This is a genomic window from Pseudomonas sp. 20P_3.2_Bac5, assembly GCF_025466035.1.
Lineage (GTDB): Bacteria > Pseudomonadota > Gammaproteobacteria > Pseudomonadales > Pseudomonadaceae > Aquipseudomonas.
In genome coordinates this window covers 30,593-49,819 of record NZ_JANLOA010000043.1, presented here as the reverse complement: position 1 = coordinate 49,819, position 19,227 = coordinate 30,593, and the positions used below count along the sequence as shown (strand labels likewise).

Sequence of the window (19,227 nt, the reverse complement as noted above, 5' to 3'; positions counted from 1 at the left end):
AGGGCACTCTGCAGTTAGAAAAAGGTGACGTCGCTGGTAGTGGCCGCCTGGCTGTGGCCGGCGCGTTCTTCACTGGTGGTGAAGCGCTCGCGCAGGCGGGCGAGCCACGCCTGGGCATCGTGCAGGCGCTGGTCGCGGCGCTCGACGGCGTCGAGCAGTTGCAGCAAATCGGTCTGAAGGTGGTCGAGCATCTGGTCGGCGCGGTCCTGGAACTGCAGGGCGACCATCACGGCGTGGATGTCGTCCTGGGTCGAACGGGCGTTGCCTTGCAGGTTGCGCGAGGCGGCATCGAGGGCGTCGAGGTTGTCGCCCAGACCGTTGATGACTTCGCTCAGCACCTGTTCAAGGCGGGCCAGGTTTTGCTGTTCTTCGGTACTGAGTTCGTTGGCAGCTTCAATGCTGGACTGGATCGCCTGGTTGATCTCGCCGACCTTGCTGTCCATCGAACGGCCGGTCTCAGCGGACAGCCGGGACAGCTTGCGCACCTCGTCGGCAACCACCGCGAAGCCGCGGCCGAACTCACCGGCACGGGCGGCTTCGATGGCGGCGTTGAGCGCCAGCAGGTTGGTCTGGCTGGCGATTTCCTGGACGTGGCGGGCCATCTGCTGCAATTCGCCGGTGTAGCTGCCGAGGTGGCCGATGGTGGCGAGAAATTCCTGCTGGCGGCGGCTGCCGGCGGCGAAGGCTTCGGTCACCCCTTGCAGGCGCTGGTTGGCGTCGCGCAGGTTCTCGCCGAGGCCGCCGCTGGTCAGCACGTCTTCGCTCTGGTCGAGGCTGGCCTGCAGGCGCTGGCTGATGTCGGTGAAGCGTCCGAGCAGCCCGCCGATGTTGTCCGAAAGGAGGCGGCGGCTCTGTTGCAGGCTGTCGGTCCAGGACGGCATCACCACCGGCAGCAGTTGCTCCAGCGGATGCGGTGGTTGTTCGAGGGGGAGGTGGTGTTCAAGGTGGGACGGGGTTGGCGAGACGATCTTGCGCGGTCCCCAGAGCGTGGCGGCCAGGGCGATCAGCAGTAGCCCGGCGATGTTCGCCCAGGGCTGGCCGAAGAACATGCCACCGGCGCAGAGGGCGATTCCTATCCCGATTCCCAAGTACATCCGCATCCCTTACGCCTACTGTCCTTTTGAAGGCTTCGCATGGTAGCGGTAGTCATTTGACGTCAAAATCGGGACGCCCCTTAATCCGACTGGTCAGTCACGAGCGTGCCTTGGAAAAACAGGTGGGGTACGCGCTGACCGCGTGGACAGGATTTTTGGCTGAAACGCTTTAGGGCCCGCGCAGCGGCAGATTCCGGCGTGGCTTAGGAGAGGGTAGGAAACGTAGGTGTATGGCGTAAGCCAAAAGTGTGATGGCGTTTGGCTTGATAAGCCAATGGTGCAAGGACTGTGGGGGCTTTCCGTATCCCGCCCCCGGGGGGGAGGCGGAATACGCAGGCATCAATCAATGGCGCCAGTTGCGCTTGTGCTTGCGATGGCCGTAGTGATGACCGCGGTCATGCACATAGCGGCGATCGTAGCCACGGCCGCGGTCGTTGTAGCGACGGTCGTCTTCATCGGCCTTGTTGCCCATGTAGTTGCCCAGTGCACCGCCCGCGCCACCGCCGGCTGCGGCACCGATCAGGCTGCCGGTGTTGCCGCCCATGCTGCGGCCCACCACGTTGCCGCCTGCTGCGCCCAGGGCACCGCCGATGGCGGCTTCGCCACGGCTGCGCTTGTCGGCGCCGACGGCACTACCGGCCGCGCCACCGAGGCCTGCGCCGATCGCCGAGCCGGTGCTGCCACCGAGCGACTGACCGACCACCGAGCCCAATACCCCACCCAATGCGCCGCCAATACCGGCTTCGGTGGTGCCGCCTGCACTGGCAACGCCACTGAGCAGGCTGAGGGACAACACGAGAATCGAGGAGTACTTCATACGAGAGCCTCAAAGGGATGACGCCGCGATCCTGCGTTCCTTGAGGTGTGGCTGACAACGTAAATCCGACGAGTAACACGACTGCAACACATATTTCTAAGTTGTTGTTTTCTGGGTGAAACTTATCGTGTTTTGGTGGGTCATACGCTACTTGAACGGGGCCCTGACAGTGATGTCAGGGCCTTTTTTGTGGGCGCAGGAAAGCGCCCGGAAGGAGTGTGCGTGTTTAGAGGATCCGCGCCTCAGGCGTCGCCCGCTGCAACTGAATCGCCACAAACTTCGACGTCGGCGTATGGCTCCCATCCCCTACGCTTTCCAGCGGCACCAGCGGGTTCACTTCCGGGTAATACGCCGCCGCCTGGCCCGCCGGGATGTCGAACGCCAGCAGGGTGAAACGCTTGACCCGGCGCTCCAGCCCGTCGCCCCACAGCGAGACGATATCGGCCTTGTCGCCCGGGTTGAAGCCCAGGCGAATGATGTCGGCTTCGTTGGCGAACAGCACGTCACGCTGGCCCCTGACCCCACGGTAGCGGTCATCGAGGCCGTAGATGGTGGTGTTGTACTGATCGTGGGAGCGCATCGATTGCATGATCAGGTCCGGTACCTGGCCAGTGGCGCGCACGCCTTCGTGCAGCAGGTCGTCGGGCAGGCGATTGGCCTTGAAGTTGGCCTTGCCGGTGGCGGTCTTCCAGATGCGCTGCCCGGCGCTGTTGCCCAGGTAGAAACCACCGGGGTTGAGCAGGCGTTCGTTGAACTGGTCGAAACCGGGAATGGTCTGGGCGATCAGGTCGCGGATGCGTCCGTAGTCGGCGATCAGCCAGTTCCAGTCCACCGGATGGCTGCCCAGGGTCGCTGCGGCGATCCCGGCGACCACCGCCGGCTCCGAGCGCATCTGCCGCGACAGCGGCTGCAATTGGCCGTTGGAGGCGTGGACCATGCTGAACGAGTCTTCCACGGTCACCGCCTGCGGGCCTTCGCCCTGCTGGTCGATGTCGGTGCGGCCGAGGCACGGCAGGATCAGCGCTTCCTTGCCGTGAATCAGGTGGCTGCGGTTGAGCTTGGTGCTGATCTGCACGGTCAGGTCGCAGTTGCGCAGGGCCTGGGCGGTGCGCTCGGTGTCGGGCGTGGCCTGGGCGAAGTTGCCGCCCAGACCGATGAAGACCCTGGCCTTGCCTTCGAGCATGGCGTGGATGGCTTCGACGGTGTTGTGGCCGTTGTGGCGCGGCACCTTGAAGCCGAAATGACGCTCCAGCGAGTCCAGCAAAGTCACCGGCGGACGCTCGTTGATGCCCATGGTGCGGTCGCCCTGCACGTTGCTGTGACCGCGCACCGGGCACAGGCCGGCGCCCGGCTGGCCGAGGTTGCCGCGCAGCAGCATGAGGTTGGCGATTTCCTGGATGGTCGCCACCGAGTGGCGGTGCTGGGTGATGCCCATGGCCCAGCACATGATGACTTTCTTCGCCCGCGCATACATGCGCGCGGCCTGTTCGATATCGGCCAGGGGCAGCCCTGACTGCGACTCGATCTGTTCCCACGAGGTGGCGTCCACCGCCGCCAGGTAGTCGTCCACGGTGGCGGTGTGTTCGGCGATAAAGGCGTGGTCGAACACCGGTTCGGCGCCACTGGCCTGGGCTTCGCGTTCCCACTGCAGAAGGAACTTGGCCATCCCGCGCATCATCGCCATGTCGCCGCCCAAGGCCGGGCGGAAGTAGGCGGTGTTGGTCGGGCGGTCGCCGTTGGTGAGCATTTCGATCGGGTGCTGCGGGTGCTGGAAGCGTTCCAGGCCGCGCTCCTTGAGTGGGTTGACGCAGACCACCTGGGCGCCGCGTTTCACCGCTTCGCGCAGCGGTTCGAGCATCCGCGGGTGGTTGGTGCCGGGGTTCTGGCCCCAGACGAACAGCGCGTCGGCGTGTTCGAAATCATCGAAGGTCACGGTGCCCTTGCCGACGCCGACGCTCTGGCCCAGGGCCACGCCGCTGGCTTCGTGGCACATGTTCGAGCAGTCCGGGAAGTTGTTGGTGCCAAAGGCACGAACGAACAACTGGTACAGGTAGGCCGCTTCGTTGCTGGCCCGGCCCGAGGTGTAGAACTCGGCCTGGTCGGGGCTTTCCAGCGCGTTGAGGTGACGGGCGATGACGGCGAAGGCCTCATCCCAGGAAATCGGTTTGTAGCGGTCGCTGGCCGGGTCATAGGCCATCGGCTCGGTCAGTCGGCCCTGGTATTCGAGCCAGTAGTCGCTCTGGCTCAGCAGCGAGCTGATGCTGTGGCGGGCGAAGAACGACTTGTCGACGCGGCGCTTAGTCGCCTCCCAGTTCACCGCCTTGGCGCCGTTCTCGCAGAACTTGACCATGCCGCTTTCCGGCGAGTCGCCCCAGGCGCAGCCGGGGCAGTCAAAGCCGCCGTTCTGGTTGGTCTTGAGCAGGGCGCGGATGTTCTTCAGCGCGTTGTCGCTGCCGATCCAGGCCTGCGCCACACTGCGCAGCGCACCCCAGCCACCGGCGGCGCCGTTGTAGGGTTTGTAGCGCGGGACGGGTTTCTGGTCGGCTTGATGATGCAGGCTCACGATCGATTCTCCCGTGCAGGGCTGTAGACCCTCGGCGCACTGTGTTGTGGCAGGTGGATGAGGTTCAGGTTGTGCCGGCGGGCCCATTGCAGCGCCAGGCCGGTGGGCGAGGACAGGCTGACCAGGGTCTGGATGCCGGCGCGCAGGACTTTCTGGATCAGTTCCAGGCTGCAGCGGCTGGTGACCACGGCGAGGCCGCCGGTGGTGTCGATGCGCTGGCGCAGCAGGGCGCCGATCAGCTTGTCGAGGGCGTTGTGTCGGCCGATGTCTTCGCGGCCCATCAGTAATTCACCATGGGCATCCATGAACAGCGCGGCATGTACCGCGCCGCAGTGCTGGCCCAGCGGCTGGAACGTGTTGATGCGCTGGCGCAGGCCGGCCAGCCACTCGGCGGGCGGCAATGGCGCGCCGGGCAAGGCCTTGAGGTCGGGCAGCGCCTGTTCCACGGCTTCCACGCCGCACAGGCCGCAGCCGCTGGTGCCGGCCATCTGTCGGCGTTGGGTCTTGAGGTTCCAGAAGGCGCGGCTGGCGATTTCCACCTGGGCGTGCAGCGCCGAACCGCTGCCGGCAAGTTTCACGTCATAGATATCGTCGATGTGCTCGACGATGCCGCTGCCAATGCTGAAACCGACGACGAAGTCTTCCAGATCGGTAGGGCTTACCAGCATGACCGCCTGGCTGATGCCGTTGAAGGCGATGGCCAGGGCCACCTCTTCGGCGAGGTCGGCGCTGGCGGGAGCGTTGTCTTCGAGCTGGCTGTAGTCGTAACGCACGCTGGCGGCTGGGGCGTCCAGAAGCGTGGAAGCCGCACAGGCCGGGGGTTTGCTGCTCATTATTAGATACCCGCAGGCTGATCAGTCTTAAGCCTAGGCCCACGCTCGGGTATCGTCTAATCGCTTCTGCTGATGCCTCCATAGAGGCCGTCGATCATGCCTCTTCGAGCAATTTGCGGTATTCGGCCATGCAGGCTTCGGCCAGTGCCGAGCGCGGTGCCGTGCGGCGCATGATCAGGCCCAGCGGGGCCAGGGTGCAGGCCGCTTCGATGGGGTGCAGGCGCAGTTTGCCGGTGACTGCTTCCAGTCCGGTGCCCAACGGCATCACCGCGCAACACAGGCCTCCGTGCACGGCCTGGATCAACTGATGGACGGCATCGGTCTGCAACAGTAGACGCGGGTTCAGGCCGCGGCTGTGGAAGTTGTGGTCCACCGACTGGCGAAAGTGCATGCCCGCAGTGAGCAGGCCCAGCGGCAGCTCGGCCAACGCTTCCCAGTGCAGCGGCTGATCGTCGAAACGGAAGTGCGCCGGGTCGTACAGCAGGCCCATGCGCGACTCGCCCAGTGGCAGCGCTTCGAAGCGGTCGTGGTCGAGTTTTTCCAGGTAGGACAGCCCCAGGTCGAGGCGATTGCTGGTGAGCTGTTCGAGGATCTGTTCGGAACTGAGGGCACTGAGTTCGAAACTCAGGTCCGGGTGTTGGCGGTGCAGGCGCTGCAACAGCGGCAGTGGGTCGAAGCTCGACAGCGGCACCATCCCCAGCCGCAGCGTGCCGGCGAGATGCCCGCGACAGGCGGCGGCCTCGGCCTGCAGCCCGTCGTAGGCGGCGAGAACCGAGCGTGCCCACGCCAGGATCCGCTCGCCCTGGGCGGTGAAGCCTTCGAAGCGCTGGCCGCGATTGACCAGCTCCAGCCCCAGCTCGCGCTCGAGGTTGCGCAGGCGCATCGAGAGGGTCGGCTGGGTCACGTGGCAAAGCGCGGCGGCCTGGCCGAAATGACGGGTTTCATCCAGGGCGATGAGGAACTTGAGCTGTTTGATGTCCATCGTCGTCTCGGGGTTGGCGGGCGAAGCATTCTAACCTGACCTAGACTCCCTGCTCCGAGATTCATCACTAGGAGAGTGGCATGAGCATTTTCAGTTTCGTGAAAGAGGCGGGCGAGAAACTTATCGACCTGCTGACGCCGGGTAACGCCAATGCCAGCGAGCAACTCAAGGATCACGTGGCCAAGGTCGGGCTGGGCAACCCGAACATCGAGACCACGGTGGACGGTGACAAGGTCACGGTGAAGGGCGAGGTGAGCAGTCAGGAAGAGAAGGAGAAGATTCTGCTGGCGCTGGGCAATATTGCCGGCGTGGCCTCCGTCGATGATCAACTCACGGTGACCGGGCAGGTTGTCGCTGCTTCCCGCTTCGTGGTGGTGAAGAAGGGCGACACCCTCAGCGCCATCTCCCTGACCGTCTACGGCAACGCCAACCTGTACAACAAGATCTTCGAAGCCAACAAGCCGCTGTTGAGCCATCCGGACAAGATCTATCCGGGGCAAACGCTGCGTATTCCAGAATAAGCCCGCAGATTCACAGTCCTTCCAACAGAACCCGGTAATCCTCCTGCGCCGCGAACTCTTCGGTATCGCGCGCAGGTTTGCGGCTGTCTGGCTGGCGCACGGCGAGCAGGTGGGCGACGCCGAAGGTGCGGGCGCTGCGCAGGATCGCCAGGGTGTCGTCGATGAACAGGCTGCGTGCCGGGTCGAAGCCGGTGTCGGCTTGCAAGGCGGTCCAGAACTGCTGGTTTTCCTTGGGGAAGCCGTAGTCGTGGGAACTGATCATGCGCTCGAAGTAGGGCGCCAGGGCTACCCGCTCCAGTTTCAGCGACAGTGAGTCGCGGTGCGCGTTGGTGATCAGGATCACCCGTTTGCCGGCGTCGCGCAGGGCGGCGAGGAAGGTGTCGGCGTCCGGGCGCAGGGCGATCAGGTTGGCGGTTTCCTGCTTCAGTTCGCGGATCGGCAGCTTGAGTTCGGCGGTCCAGAAGTCCAGGCAATACCAGTTCAGCGACCCGGCGTTGCGCTCGAACAGCGGCTGGATTTCCAGCTCGGCCATGGCCCGGCTGATGCCGTGGTGCTCGGCATAGCGCTGGGGCAGCAGCTCCATCCAGAAGTGGTTGTCGTAGTGGAGGTCCAGCAAGGTGCCGTCCATGTCCAACAGGACCGTGTCGATGTCGCGCCAGGCGAGGGCAGGCATGTGAAATATTCTCGTTCGGTCAGGCTATCGTGGGCGGTATAGTAACCCGTTACCGCCAAGGAGCCGCCCCCTCATGCGCCAGAAACCCACCGTCCTTTCCCGCGAGATCGTCGCCAGCAGCCGCCTGTTCCGTGTCGAAGCCGTGCAATTGCGCTTCTCCAACGGCACCGAGCGCACCTACGAACGGCTGGTCGGGCGCGGCAATGGCTACGGCGCGGTGATGATCGTGGCGATGCTCGACAGCGAGCACGCCGTGCTGGTGGAGGAATACTGCGGCGGCACCGACGAATACGAGCTGTCCCTGCCCAAGGGCCTGATCGAGCCGGGCGAGGACGTGCTGGCGGCTGCCAACCGCGAGTTGAAGGAAGAAGCCGGCTTCGGCGCCCGTCAGCTGGAACACCTCACCGAGCTGTCGCTGTCCCCTGGCTACATGAGCCAGAAGATCCAGGTGGTCCTGGCCACCGACCTCTATGAAGAACACCTCCCAGGCGATGAGCCGGAGCCGATGCGTGTCGATCGCGTCAGCCTGCGCGAGCTGTCGGCGCTGGCCCAGCATCCACAGTTTTCCGAAGGCCGGGCGCTGGCGGCGCTTTATCTGGTGCGCGACCTGCTGACCCAGCGTGGAGTGTTCCCGGCATGAACGATCTCGAACTGATGCCCCACGTGGTGGCGCTGGCGCGCCGCGCCGGCACCGCGATCCTGCCGTTCTGGCGCGTGAACGTGGCGGTAACGGCCAAGGCCGACGAATCGCCGGTCACCGCCGCCGACCTCGCCGCGCACGACGTCATCGCCGAGGGCTTGCAGGCACTGGCGCCGGATATTCCGGTGCTGTCCGAGGAAGACTGCGACATCGCCCTCGAAGAGCGCCAGCGCTGGCAGCGCTGGTGGCTGGTGGACCCGTTGGACGGCACCAAGGAGTTCATCGCCGGGACTGAAGAGTTCACCGTGAATATCGCCCTGGTCGAGCAAGGCCGTGTGGTCTTCGGCGTGGTGGTGATGCCGGTCACTGGCCGTTGCTACTACGGTGGCCGGGGCCTCGGCGCCTGGCGCGCGGAAGCCGATGGCAAGGTGCAGCCGATCAAGGTTCGCCTGGCGCCGCCGGTGGGTGAGTCGTTCACCGTGGTCGCCAGTCGCCGTCATTCCAGCCCGCAGCAGGAGCGTTTGCTGGCCGGCCTCGGCGAAGCGCTGGGGGCGCTGGAACTGGCCAATATCGGCAGTTCGCTGAAGTTCTGCCTGCTGGCCGAAGGCGCCGCCGATTGCTACCCGCGATTGGCGCCGACTTCGCAGTGGGACACTGCGGCCGCGCAAGGGGTGCTGGAAGGGGCGGGCGGTGAAGTGCTCGGCTTGGACGGCGAAGCCTTCGTTTATCCACCGCGGGAATCGCTGCTCAACCCGTTCTTCCTTGGCCTGCCCGCCGCCGCGCCGTGGCGCGGCAAGCTGCTGGCACTGGCGTCAGCGATGTAGAACGTACTGCCCGTCGAACGCCACGGCGGGCGCTTCACTGTTCTCGTTGAACACCTGGGTGTGCAGGCTCAGGCGCGCCCGGCCATAGCGCTGATAGGTGCTGACGAAACGCTGCCAGACCTTCTCCTCCGGCGCCTCGCACACCGCGATGGCCGCGCCGGTCACCGGCAGTGGATAACTGATCCGGCCTTCCTGGATGACGATATGCCCGTCATCGATCCCCGCCTCGCGCAAGCGCAGGTGCAACCAGCCCCAGCCCACCAGCACCGCGCCGCAGTACAGGCTGCCGCCGAACATGGTGCTCTTGTGGTTGACGTTGGCGTCCAGCGGCAATTGCAGGCGCAGGCGTTGCTGTTGCCAGTCGAGGACCTTGAGGCCCATGTCGCGGGTCAGCGGGATGTCTTGGTGCAGGACGTTTTCCAGGTAGTGGCTGTCGCTGCTCATCAGCGGGTTTCCTCGAGATCGTCAGCGGCGCTGGTGTTGCTGTCGGCGAAGCTCAGGCCGTGTTTGCGCAGCTTGTCGTGCAGGGTCTTGCGCGGGATGCCGAGGGCTTCGGCGAGGCTGCGCATGGAGTTGTGCGTGCGCGCCAGTTCCGCGGCGATCAGCGAACGTTCGAAGTGCTCGACCTGTTCACTGAGGTTGCCGTTGGCCGGTGGCAGGTCCTGTGGCGCGGCGGTGCTCTCGACCTGGCCGTCCAGCGCCAGCTCAAGGCCGAGGGCGAAGCGTTCGGCGGCGTTCTGCAGTTCACGCACATTGCCCGGCCAGCCGTGGCGCAGCAGCATCGCCCGTTGCGCCGGCTGCAACGCGTGCGGCGGCAGGCCGTGGCGCTCGCTGGCGGCATCGGCGAAGTGCTGGAACAGCACCAGCACGTCGTCGCCACGCTCGCGCAGCGGCGGAATGCGCAGCGGCGCGACGTTGAGGCGGTAGTAGAGGTCGGCGCGGAAGCGGCCCTGGTCGGCGGCCTGGCGCAGGTCTTCCTTGGTCGCGGCGATGACACGGATATCCAGCGGAATCTGCTGGTTGCCGCCAAGACGTTCCAGCACGCGCTCCTGCAGCATGCGCAGCAATTTGACCTGGACATCCAGGCTCATGCTTTCGATTTCGTCGAGGAACAGCGTGCCGCCGTTGGCGAATTCGAACTTGCCGATGCGGCGTTTCTGCGCGCCGGTGAAGGCGCCGGGCTCATGGCCGAACAGCTCGCTTTCCACCACCGACTCGGCCAGGGCGCCGGCGTTGATCGCCACGAACGGACCGTCGCGGCGGCTGGACAGGTCGTGCAGGGCGCGGGCCACGACTTCCTTGCCTGCGCCGGTTTCACCGAGGATCAGCACGTCGGCGCGGGTCGCGGCGAGGGCGCCGATTTGTTCGCGCAGGCGCAGGATCGGCGCCGACTGGCCGACCAGCCGGGCACTGAGTTCGTGGCGGTCGCTGAGGGCCAGGCGCAGGCTGCGGTTGTCCAGCACCAGGCGGCGCAGGGCCAGGGCGCGGCGCACGCTGTCGAGCAGGGCATCGCTGGCGAAGGGTTTTTCCAGGAAGTCATAGGCGCCGGCGCGCATCGCCTGCACCGCCAGCGGCACATCGCCGTGGCCGGTGATCAACAGCACCGGCAGTTCCGGGTCCTGGGCGTGCAGTTGCTCCAGCAGTTGCAGGCCGTCGATGCCGGGCATGCGGATATCGCTGACCACCACGCCCGGCCAGTCGGCTTCGATGCGTTGGGCCAGGCCCTGGGCGTCGCTCAGCGGCAGCACGCGCAGGCCGGCGAGGTCGAGGGTCTGGCTCAGGGCCTGGCGCAGGTGCGGGTCGTCGTCGACCAGGATTACCTGGATGCGGCTGTCGATCAGCGTCTCGGTGGTCATGCCGAGTGGTCCTCCGAAGTCTTAAGATTGGCGCCGGGCTTGGCCACGCGCAGTTGCAGGGTCAGCAGCGCGCCGCCCTCGGGGTGGTTGGCCAGCAGCAACTCACCGCCCAGCGCGCGCATCAGCGTGTCGCAGATCGCCAGGCCCAGGCCAAGGCCCTGGGTGCGGGTCTTGGTGGTGAAAAACGGTTCGCGGGCACGGGCCATGGCCTGGCTGGTGAAGCCCGGGCCGTTGTCGCGAATGGTCAGGTAGACGTAGTCTTCACGCCGCTCGGCACTTATCCACAGTTTGCGGGGATTGGCTTTTTCGGTGAGGGCGTCGAGGGCGTTGGCCAGCAGGTTGCCGAGCACCTGGCGCAGGCGGGTTTCACCGGCCTGCACCCAGAACGTGGCTTCGGGCAGGTCGCGGATCAGCTCGACGGCCATTGCCCGGCGGCGCTTGGCCAACAGCGCCAGTGCGTCGTCCAGCGCCGGTTGCAGGGCCACGCTTTCCGGCGCGTGGCGGTCGCGGCGGGCGAAGGCGCGCAGGTGGGCGATGATCGAGGCCATGCGTCCGGTCAGTTCGTTGATCAGCTTGAGGTTGCCGCGGGCGTCGTCGATGCGCTGGTGGTCGAGCAGCACTTCGGCGTTCTCTGCGTAGCTGCGAATGGCCGCCAGCGGCTGGTTGAGTTCGTGGCTGATGCTCGCCGACATGGTGCCGAGCACCGACAACTTGCCGGCCTGGACCAGTTCGTCCTGGGCGCGGGCGGCTTCTTGCTGGGCTTGCTCACGCTCCAGCACTTCGCTTTTCAGGCGGCTGTTGAGGCCTTCGAGATCGGCGGTACGCTCGGCCACGCGCTTTTCCGAGTCGTGGCGGGCGCGGGCTTCGAAGTCGATACGGTCCATGTAATGCCGGCGCCGCTGCATGACCAGCCCGACCAGCAGCATCACCGCCAGCAGGGTGGCGCCACCGACGGCCAGCACCGTACTCACCGAGCGGTCCACCAGTGCCCGCGGGGCGAGGATGTTCACCTCCCAGCCAGTTTCCGGAATCGGCCGGGTCTGCACGAGCCAGGCCTGGCGGTTGAGGTTCAGCGGCTTGGGCTCCTGGGTCGGATAGGGCTGGATCGCGGTGATCGCCTGGCGTTCTTCATCGGTCAGCGGCCGGGTGGCACGGAAGCGCCAGTCGGGACGCGAGGTCAGCACCACCACGCCGTTGCTGTCGGTCAGCAGCAATTGTTCGGGGGTTTTGCCCCAGAGGGTTTCGGTGTGGTCCAGGTCGACCTTGACCACCAGCACGCCGATGACCTCCTCGCCTTGCCACACGGGCGCGCCGAAGAAGTAGCCGCGCTTGGCCGAGGTGGTGCCCTGGCCGAAGAAGCGCCCCAGGCGCCCGGCGGTGGCTTCGCTGAAGTACGGGCGGAAGGCGAAATTGCGGCCGATGAAGCTGTCTTTCTTGTCCCAGTTGGAGGCGGCCAGGGTGTTGCCCTTGGCGTCCATCAGGTAGATCACTTCGGCGCCGGTCTGGCTGCTGATTTCCTTGAGCCGGCGGTTGGCGTTGGTCAGGTATTCCAGGCGAAAGGGATCGGCCAGGACGGCGCGCAGGGTCGGCAGGTCGCCGAGAATCTGCGGCAGGGCTTCGTAGCGGTGCAGGATGCCCAGCAGGTTGGCGACGTAGAGGTCGAGGGTCTGGCGGTTCTGGCTGGCCAGCTCTTCCTGGTAATAGTGTTCGGCCAGGTGCTTGAGTGGCCAGAGCAGCGGCGCCAGACACAGGGCCAACAGGGCCAGGCTGCGCCAGCGGGGACGGCGGGGAGTGCTGGGGGTCATGGTCATCGCAACAAAGCGCCAGAAAGATCTGGCGCATTATGCGCTACTTCAGGCAGTCGATCAGCGCCTGATGCCAGTCGGTCTGACTGACGTTCCACTCGCGTTGCAGGCGGCCGCAGTCGAGGCGCGAGTTCAACGGCCGGCGTGCCGGCGTCGGGTATTCGCTGGACGGGATCGGCAGCAGATTGGCGCAGAGTTTGCCGTGGGCCTTGAGCTGCTCGCCGATCGCCTGGGCAAAACCGAACCACGAGGTTTCACCCTGCGCGGTCAGGTGGTAGACGCCCCAGGCGCCGGCCTGGCCGGCTTGCCAGCGCTCGATCAACTGACGGGTGCTGTCGGCGATGGTCCCGGCCCAGGTCGGCGCGCCAATCTGATCGGCGACGATGCGCAGTTCCGGCTTCTCTTGCAGCAGACGCTGCATGGTCAGCAGGAAGTTGCGGCCGTGGGTCGAGTAGACCCAACTGGTGCGCAGGATCAGGTGCTGCCCACCCACCGCGGCGATGGCCTGTTCGCCGGCCAGCTTGCTGTGTCCATAGACGCCCAGCGGGTTTGGCGTGTCTTCTTCGGTGTAAGGCCCGGCCTTGCTGCCGTCGAAGACGTAGTCGGTGGAGTAGTGGATCAGCGGCACGCCGAGGCGCGCGGCTTCTTCAGCGAAGATGCCAGGCGCCGTGGCGTTGATCGCGAAGGCCAGCTCCGGCTCGTTCTCGGCCTGGTCCACCGCCGTGTGCGCGGCGGCGTTGATGATCAGGTCCGGGGCGATGGCGCGGACCTGCTCGGCAATCCGCTCCGGGTGCGTGAGGTCGAGTTGGTCGCTGCCGAGGATGTGCAACTGGCCAAGCTTGCCCAGCGCGTGCTGGAGGGCCTGGGCGACCTGACCATTACGGCCAATGACGAGGATGTTCACGGGAACAGGTCCGCGTCGCGCAGCAGTTTGCCGTTCTGGTCCTTGGCCGAGAGTTGTGGCTCGCCGTCCAGTTCCCAGTCGATGGCCAGGGTCGGGTCGTTCCAGAGGACGCAGCGTTCGGCGGCCGGGTTGTAATAGTCGGTGGTCTTGTAGAGGAACTCGGCGTGGTCGCTCAGCACGTAGAACCCGTGGGCGAAGCCTGGCGGAATCCACAACTGGCGGTTGTTCTGCGCCGAGAGGTGAATACTGGTCCAGCGTCCGAAGTTGACCGAGCTACGGCGCAAGTCGACGGCCACATCGAGCACCTCGCCCGCGGTGACCCGCACCACTTTTCCCTGGGCATTTTCAATCTGGTAGTGCAGGCCACGCAGCACGCCTTTTTGCGAGCGTGAATGATTGTCCTGAACAAAATGAGCGGCTACGCCGGTTTTTTCAGCAAACACGCGTTCGTTGAAGCTCTCGTAGAAAAAACCCCGGGCATCTCCGAAAACCGTGGGCTCCAGAATCAGAACTTCCGGCAGGGTACTGGCAGTTACCTTCATTGTGTTTTGCTCATCAGTCCAAGCAGGTATTGGCCATAGCCGGTTTTGCTCAGGGCTTCGGCCCGAGCGGTCAGCTCTGCCTCGTTGATCCAGCCCTGCTGGAAAGCGATCTCTTCGAGGCAGGCGACTTTCAGACCCTGACGATGCTCGATGGTCTGCACATACTGAGACGCCTCAAGCAGGCTGTCGTGGGTGCCGGTGTCCAGCCAGGCGAAGCCACGGCCGAATCGCTCCACGCGCAGGTCGCCGCGCTTCAGGTAGGCGTTGTTGACGTCAGTGATCTCCAGCTCGCCGCGTGCCGAGGGTTTGACGGAGCGGGCGATGCTCACCACATCGTTGTCGTAGAAATACAAGCCGGTCACTGCGTAGTTGGACTTCGGTACCGCCGGCTTCTCCTCAATGGAAAGCACGCGACCGTCAGCGTCGTATTCGACCACGCCGAAGCGCTCGGGCCCCTTGACCCAGTAGCCGAATACCGTCGCACCGTGACCATGACTGGCCGCTTTGAGCAACTGCGCGGTAAAGCCCTGGCCATGGAAGATGTTGTCGCCCAGCACCAGGCACACGGAATCGTCTCCGATAAACTTTTCACCAATCAGAAAAGCCTGGGCCAGGCCGTCCGGGGTGGGTTGCTCGGCGTAGCTGATATCGATGCCAAACTGGCTGCCATCGCCGAGTAACTGGCGGTATTGCGGCAGATCGCGTGGAGTGGAAATCACCAGGATTTCGCGGATCCCGGCAAGCATCAGTACCGAAATCGGGTAGTAGATCATCGGTTTGTCGTAGATCGGCAGCAGCTGCTTGGACACACCGAGAGTGATGGGGTGCAGGCGGGTGCCGGAGCCGCCCGCCAGGACAATACCTTTGGTCATGCAATCAGGTCCTTGAAATCGGAGTTGCCCAGGCGTTGTCCCTGGTAGCTGCCGTCTTGTACATGGCGGCACCATTCGAGATTGTCCAGATACCACTGGACGGTCTTGCGCAGGCCGCTCTCGAAGGTTTCTTCGGGAACCCAGCCGAGTTCACGTTCGATCTTGCCGGCGTCGATGGCGTAGCGCTGATCGTGGCCAGGACGGTCCTGGACGAAGGTGATGAGGTCGGCATAGCTGGCAACACCTTGCGGACGTTGCGGCGCCAGTTCTTCGAGCAGGGCGCAGATGCCGCGCACGACATCGATATTCTTCTGTTCGTTGTGACCGCCAATGTTGTAGGTCTCGCCCACCACACCTTCGCTCACGACCTTGAGCAGGGCGCGGGCGTGGTCTTCGACGAACAGCCAGTCGCGGACTTGCAGGCCATTGCCATAGACCGGCAGCGGCTTGCCCGCCAGGGCGTTGAGGATCACCAGCGGAATGAGTTTTTCCGGGAAGTGGAACGGACCATAGTTGTTCGAACAGTTGGTCAGCAGCACCGGCAGGCCGTAGGTACGGTGCCAGGCGCGGACCAGATGGTCGGATGCAGCCTTGCTGGCCGAGTACGGCGAGCTTGGCGCGTAAGGCGTGGTCTCGGTGAACAGGTCATCGACACCGTGCAGGTCGCCGTACACTTCGTCGGTGGAGATATGGTGGAAGCGGAACGCTTCACGCTCGCCGGCCGGCAGTTTCGTCCAGTAAGCGCGGGCTGCTTCCAGCAGGCTGTAGGTGCCGACGATGTTGGTCTGGATGAAGTCCGACGGACCGTCGATGGAACGGTCGACATGGGATTCAGCGGCCAGGTGCATGATCGCGTGCGGCTGGAAGCGTGCGAGGACAGCGCTGACGGTTGCCTGGTCGACGATGTCGGCCTGGACGAACTCATAGCGGGTATTCGTCGCGACGCTGTGCAACGACTCCAGGTTGCCGGCGTAGGTCAACTTGTCCAGGTTGAGCACTTCGTGGTCGGTCTTGTCGATCAGGTGGCGCACCAGCGCCGAGCCGATGAATCCAGCTCCACCGGTGATGAGAATTCGCATGTCGGGGCCGCCTTTATTCCGTAACTTGCATTGAGCAACGGCTACATACTTGTGTGCCGTCGCAGACGGTGCAAGCGGATTGTGCCGGATACGTTGTTTGTCATGCTTTATGCAACGAACTTTAGGCCAACTGTGCAGAATTTTTATCGATGCACTTGCGTTAGCGCCGGACAGATGGCGATATAACCTCAAAAAAACCGAGGTCCCCGCGATGCCCCTCAGTACCCTTATCCACCGCGCAAGCCAACCGTGCCCCACCCTCAGCGAGCAACAGGCTCGTGTCCTGCTCGATCAGCACTACGGGCTGGCGGGCACCTTGCAGGCGCTGGGCAGCCAGCAGGACCTGAACTTTCGCCTCGACACCGGCCAGGGCCGTTATGTGCTGAAAGTCTGCCACGGCAGTTACTCGGCGCAGGAACTGGAGGCCCAGCACGCGGCCCTCGGCTACCTGCGCGAGCGCGGTGTGCCGGTGCCGGCGGTGCAGGTGGCGGCCTCGGGCGAGCAGTTGTTGTCGCTGGATATCGAGGGTCAGGCCGTACGTGCGCGGCTGCTGGACTACATCGACGGGCAGACGCTGACCCGCCTCAAGCACATGGAACCGCGGTTGATGGCCGAACTGGGCGCCCTGTGTGCGCGGGTCGACCAGGCCCTGGCCGATTTCAGCCATCCGGGCCTGACGCGCACCCTGCAATGGGACCCGCAACACGCCCAGGCGCTGATCGCGCACCTGCTGCCGGTGCTCGCCGAGGGGCCGCGCAAGGCGCGCGTGCAGTCCGCCGCGGCCCAGGCGCAGCAGGCGCTGGCTGAAATCCAGGCGGACCTGCCGATGCAGGCCGTGCACCTCGACATCACCGACGACAACGCCGTCTGGCAGCGCGATGCCGACCGGCAGTGGCAACTGCAAGGCGTGATCGATTTCGGCGATCTGCTGCACACCTGGCGAATCGCCGACCTGTCGGTGACTTGCGCGGCCTTGTTGCACCATGCCGAGGGTGATCCGCTGCGTATCCTCCCCGCAGTCGCGGCCTATCATGCGGTCAACCCGCTGACCGAGGCCGAGCTCAAGGCGCTTTGGCCGCTGATCGTCGCCCGCGCCGCAGTGCTGGTGCTCAGTGGCGAGCAACAGGTGAGCATCGATCCGGACAATCAATACAGCCGTGCAAATCTCGCGCACGAGTGGGAGATCTTCGAGGTCGCCGACAGCGTGCCGTTCGCCCTGATGGAGGCGGCGATTTTGCAGGTGGCGGGGATCACGCCGACGGCGCCGGACCTGAGCGCTTGCGCAAACCTGCTGCCGGCCTTGCGCGAGCAGGCGGTGGCGCGGGTCGATCTGGGTGTGCTCAGCGAGCATTTCAGCGCCGGCAACTGGGAGGCGCCGGGTATCGATCAGCAACTGTTGCGTCAGCACCCGGCCCCGGCGGCGTCGCTGTATGGCGAGTATCGGCTGTCGCAAACCCATATCGATAACCCGCAAGAGCCGCAGACCTTCGCCTTGCACGTCGAGCTGCACCTGACGCCCGGCAGCGAACTGCGGGCGCCGTTTGCCGGCACCTGGCGTGAGGACGCGGCGGGCAGCGGCAGTCTGGAAGGCGGGCAAGTCACGCTCTGGCTGTCCGGGATCGACGCGGGTCCGGCCGATGGCCAGGTGATCGAGCAAGGCCAGTTACTGGCGCAAAGTGCCGAGATCGTCACGGTGCAGTTGTGCCGGGTGCCGGGGCTGCGTCCGCCGGCCTTTGTCGTGCCGTCCCGCGCGCAGGCCTGGCGGGTGCTGTGTCCGTCGCCGGCAGCGCTGCTCGGCTTCGACTGCGATGCCGCGCCGCTGAGCGATGCCCAAGCCCTGCTGGAGCGTCGCGAGGCCAGCTTCGCCCGCTCGCAGAAGCACTATTACCAGCAGCCGCCGCAGATCGAACGCGGCTGGCGCAACTACCTGATCGACCTGCAAGGCCGCTCCTACCTGGACATGCTCAACAACGTCGCGGTGCTCGGCCACGGTCACCCGCGCATGGTCAGCGAGGCGGCGCGGCAATGGTCGTTGCTCAACACCAACTCGCGTTTTCACTACGCGGCCATCGCCGAGTTTTCCGAACGCCTGCTGGCGCTGGCGCCCACGGGCATGGACCGGGTGTTCCTGGTCAACAGCGGCACCGAGGCCAACGACCTGGCGATCCGTCTAGCCTGGGCCTACAGCGGCGGGCGCGACATGCTCAGCGTGCTCGAGGCGTATCACGGCTGGTCGGTGGCCGCCGACGCGGTGTCCACCTCTATCGCCGATAACCCGCAAGCGCTGAGCACGCGGCCGGAATGGGTGCACCCGGTGACGGCGCCGAACACCTATCGCGGCAAGTACCGCGGCGCCGACAGCACGGTTGATTATGTGAACGATGTGGACAGCGTTCTGGAACAGGTCGACGCTACCGGCCGCCAGCTCGCCGGTTTCATCTGCGAACCGGTCTACGGCAATGCGGGTGGCATTCCGCTACCAGCCGGTTATCTGGAGCAGGTTTACAGCCGTGTCCGCGAGCGCGGTGGGGTGTGCATCGCCGATGAAGTGCAGGTCGGTTATGGACGCATGGGTGAATGGTTCTGGGGTTTCGAAGAGCAGGGCGTAGTGCCGGACATCATCACCATGGCCAAAGGCATGGGCAACGGCCAGCCATTGGGCGCGGTGATCACCCGCCGGGAAATCGCCGAGGCGCTGGAAGCCGAGGGTTATTTCTTCTCCTCCGCGGGCGGCAGCCCGGTCAGTTGCCGGATCGGTATGGCCGTGCTCGACGTGATGGCCGAAGAAGGGCTGTGGGAAAAGGCCCGGGAAGTCGGCGGCTACTTCAAGGCGCGTCTGCAGGCGTTGATCGATGAATATCCGCTGGCGGGCGCGGTGCACGGGTCCGGGTTCTACCTCGGCCTGGAACTGGTGCGCGATCCGCAAACCCTGGAACCGGCCACCGAAGAAACCGCCGCCCTGTGCAATCGCCTGCGTGACCTGGGCATTTTCATGCAACCGACCGGCGACTACCTGAACATCCTGAAGATCAAGCCGCCGATGTGCACGACCCGCGAAAGCGTGGACTTCTTCGTCGACAGCGTGGCCAAGGTGCTGTCGGAAGACCTGTAAGCGTTGAAACGCAAAAAGCCGGTCAATTCGATTGTTATCGAATTAACCGGCTTTTTATTGGTCGTAGTATTTTATTTGTCACTTCTAATGCAGATATTTATCGGCTATAA

The 19,227-nt window shown here is 64.9% G+C and carries 17 protein-coding genes; 4 read left to right on the top strand and 13 right to left on the bottom strand.

All coding sequences use genetic code 11. From position 1 onward, the window contains the following. Nucleotides 1-14: 14 nt before the first annotated feature. The 5 genes from NTD88_RS28990 to NTD88_RS07555 all read right to left on the bottom strand — a co-directional run bounded on the left by NTD88_RS28990 (nucleotide 15) and on the right by NTD88_RS07555 (nucleotide 6,289). A complete protein-coding gene (locus NTD88_RS28990) occupies nucleotides 15-881 on the bottom strand; it encodes a methyl-accepting chemotaxis protein (RefSeq protein ID WP_256587887.1) in 867 nt (288 codons plus the stop codon). Nucleotides 882-1,437: 556 nt separating this feature from the next. Beyond that, entirely contained in the window at nucleotides 1,438-1,911 is a 474-nt protein-coding gene (locus NTD88_RS07570) for a YMGG-like glycine zipper-containing protein (protein ID WP_095159489.1), read from the bottom strand. Nucleotides 1,912-2,137: 226 nt separating this feature from the next. Continuing rightward, nucleotides 2,138-4,474 carry an FdhF/YdeP family oxidoreductase gene (locus NTD88_RS07565; protein WP_262153873.1) on the bottom strand — a complete coding sequence of 779 codons (2,337 nt, stop codon included), beginning with the start codon at nucleotides 4,472-4,474 and terminating at the stop codon, nucleotides 2,138-2,140. Continuing rightward, nucleotides 4,471-5,307, bottom strand: coding sequence for a formate dehydrogenase accessory sulfurtransferase FdhD (gene fdhD, locus NTD88_RS07560; protein WP_175652919.1), 837 nt, complete (start codon nucleotides 5,305-5,307; stop codon nucleotides 4,471-4,473). Before fdhD ends, NTD88_RS07565 begins: the two co-directional genes overlap by 4 nt. Before the next feature lie 94 nt (nucleotides 5,308-5,401). Further along, a complete protein-coding gene (locus NTD88_RS07555) occupies nucleotides 5,402-6,289 on the bottom strand; it encodes a LysR family transcriptional regulator (protein WP_095159492.1) in 888 nt (295 codons plus the stop codon). Between the two features lie 80 nt (nucleotides 6,290-6,369). Here NTD88_RS07555 and lysM point away from each other — a divergent pair, with 80 nt between their 5' ends. Then, entirely contained in the window at nucleotides 6,370-6,810 is a 441-nt protein-coding gene (gene lysM / locus NTD88_RS07550) for a peptidoglycan-binding protein LysM (protein ID WP_095159493.1), read from the top strand. A 10-nt stretch (nucleotides 6,811-6,820) separates the two neighbouring features. On the opposite strand, the gene yrfG is transcribed toward lysM, so the two are convergent. Then, nucleotides 6,821-7,483, bottom strand: a complete 663-nt coding sequence (yrfG, locus tag NTD88_RS07545) for a GMP/IMP nucleotidase (RefSeq protein WP_095159494.1) — start codon at nucleotides 7,481-7,483, stop codon at nucleotides 6,821-6,823. Nucleotides 7,484-7,556: 73 nt separating this feature from the next. Between yrfG and nudE the strand changes: the two genes are divergently transcribed. After that, nucleotides 7,557-8,123: an ADP compounds hydrolase NudE gene (gene nudE, locus NTD88_RS07540; RefSeq protein ID WP_095159495.1), complete on the top strand. Its 567-nt coding sequence runs from the start codon at nucleotides 7,557-7,559 to the stop codon at nucleotides 8,121-8,123. Beyond that, nucleotides 8,120-8,947 (top strand): 3'(2'),5'-bisphosphate nucleotidase CysQ, encoded by an 828-nt coding sequence (gene cysQ, locus NTD88_RS07535; RefSeq protein ID WP_095159496.1) that lies wholly within the window; start codon nucleotides 8,120-8,122, stop codon nucleotides 8,945-8,947. The genes nudE and cysQ overlap by 4 nt, the downstream gene beginning before the upstream one ends. Here cysQ and NTD88_RS07530 read toward each other — a convergent pair. The 7 genes from NTD88_RS07530 to rfbB are packed head-to-tail and all read right to left on the bottom strand — an operon-like array spanning nucleotide 8,936 to nucleotide 16,005. Beyond that, nucleotides 8,936-9,391 (bottom strand): thioesterase domain-containing protein, encoded by a 456-nt coding sequence (locus NTD88_RS07530; RefSeq protein WP_262153871.1) that lies wholly within the window; start codon nucleotides 9,389-9,391, stop codon nucleotides 8,936-8,938. The genes cysQ and NTD88_RS07530 overlap by 12 nt on opposite strands. After that, on the bottom strand, nucleotides 9,391-10,803 hold the full coding sequence (locus NTD88_RS07525) for a sigma-54-dependent transcriptional regulator (protein ID WP_262153870.1): 1,413 nt from the start codon (nucleotides 10,801-10,803) through the stop codon (nucleotides 9,391-9,393). Before NTD88_RS07525 ends, NTD88_RS07530 begins: the two co-directional genes overlap by 1 nt. Further along, entirely contained in the window at nucleotides 10,800-12,614 is a 1,815-nt protein-coding gene (locus NTD88_RS07520) for an ATP-binding protein (RefSeq protein ID WP_262129770.1), read from the bottom strand. The genes NTD88_RS07525 and NTD88_RS07520 overlap by 4 nt, the downstream gene beginning before the upstream one ends. Before the next feature lie 37 nt (nucleotides 12,615-12,651). Then, nucleotides 12,652-13,512 carry a dTDP-4-dehydrorhamnose reductase gene (gene rfbD / locus NTD88_RS07515; RefSeq protein ID WP_262153869.1) on the bottom strand — a complete coding sequence of 287 codons (861 nt, stop codon included), beginning with the start codon at nucleotides 13,510-13,512 and terminating at the stop codon, nucleotides 12,652-12,654. Then, complete coding sequence (rfbC, locus tag NTD88_RS07510; RefSeq protein ID WP_262153867.1) at nucleotides 13,509-14,054, bottom strand: dTDP-4-dehydrorhamnose 3,5-epimerase; 546 nt, start codon at nucleotides 14,052-14,054, stop codon at nucleotides 13,509-13,511. The genes rfbD and rfbC overlap by 4 nt, the downstream gene beginning before the upstream one ends. Then, on the bottom strand, nucleotides 14,051-14,926 hold the full coding sequence (rfbA, locus tag NTD88_RS07505) for a glucose-1-phosphate thymidylyltransferase RfbA (RefSeq protein WP_262129773.1): 876 nt from the start codon (nucleotides 14,924-14,926) through the stop codon (nucleotides 14,051-14,053). The genes rfbC and rfbA overlap by 4 nt, the downstream gene beginning before the upstream one ends. Continuing rightward, on the bottom strand, nucleotides 14,923-16,005 hold the full coding sequence (rfbB, locus tag NTD88_RS07500) for a dTDP-glucose 4,6-dehydratase (RefSeq protein ID WP_262153866.1): 1,083 nt from the start codon (nucleotides 16,003-16,005) through the stop codon (nucleotides 14,923-14,925). Before rfbB ends, rfbA begins: the two co-directional genes overlap by 4 nt. Nucleotides 16,006-16,216: 211 nt before the next feature. Between rfbB and NTD88_RS07495 the strand changes: the two genes are divergently transcribed. After that, a complete protein-coding gene (locus NTD88_RS07495; protein WP_262153865.1) occupies nucleotides 16,217-19,117 on the top strand; it encodes an aminotransferase in 2,901 nt (966 codons plus the stop codon). Nucleotides 19,118-19,227: the final 110 nt, after the last annotated feature.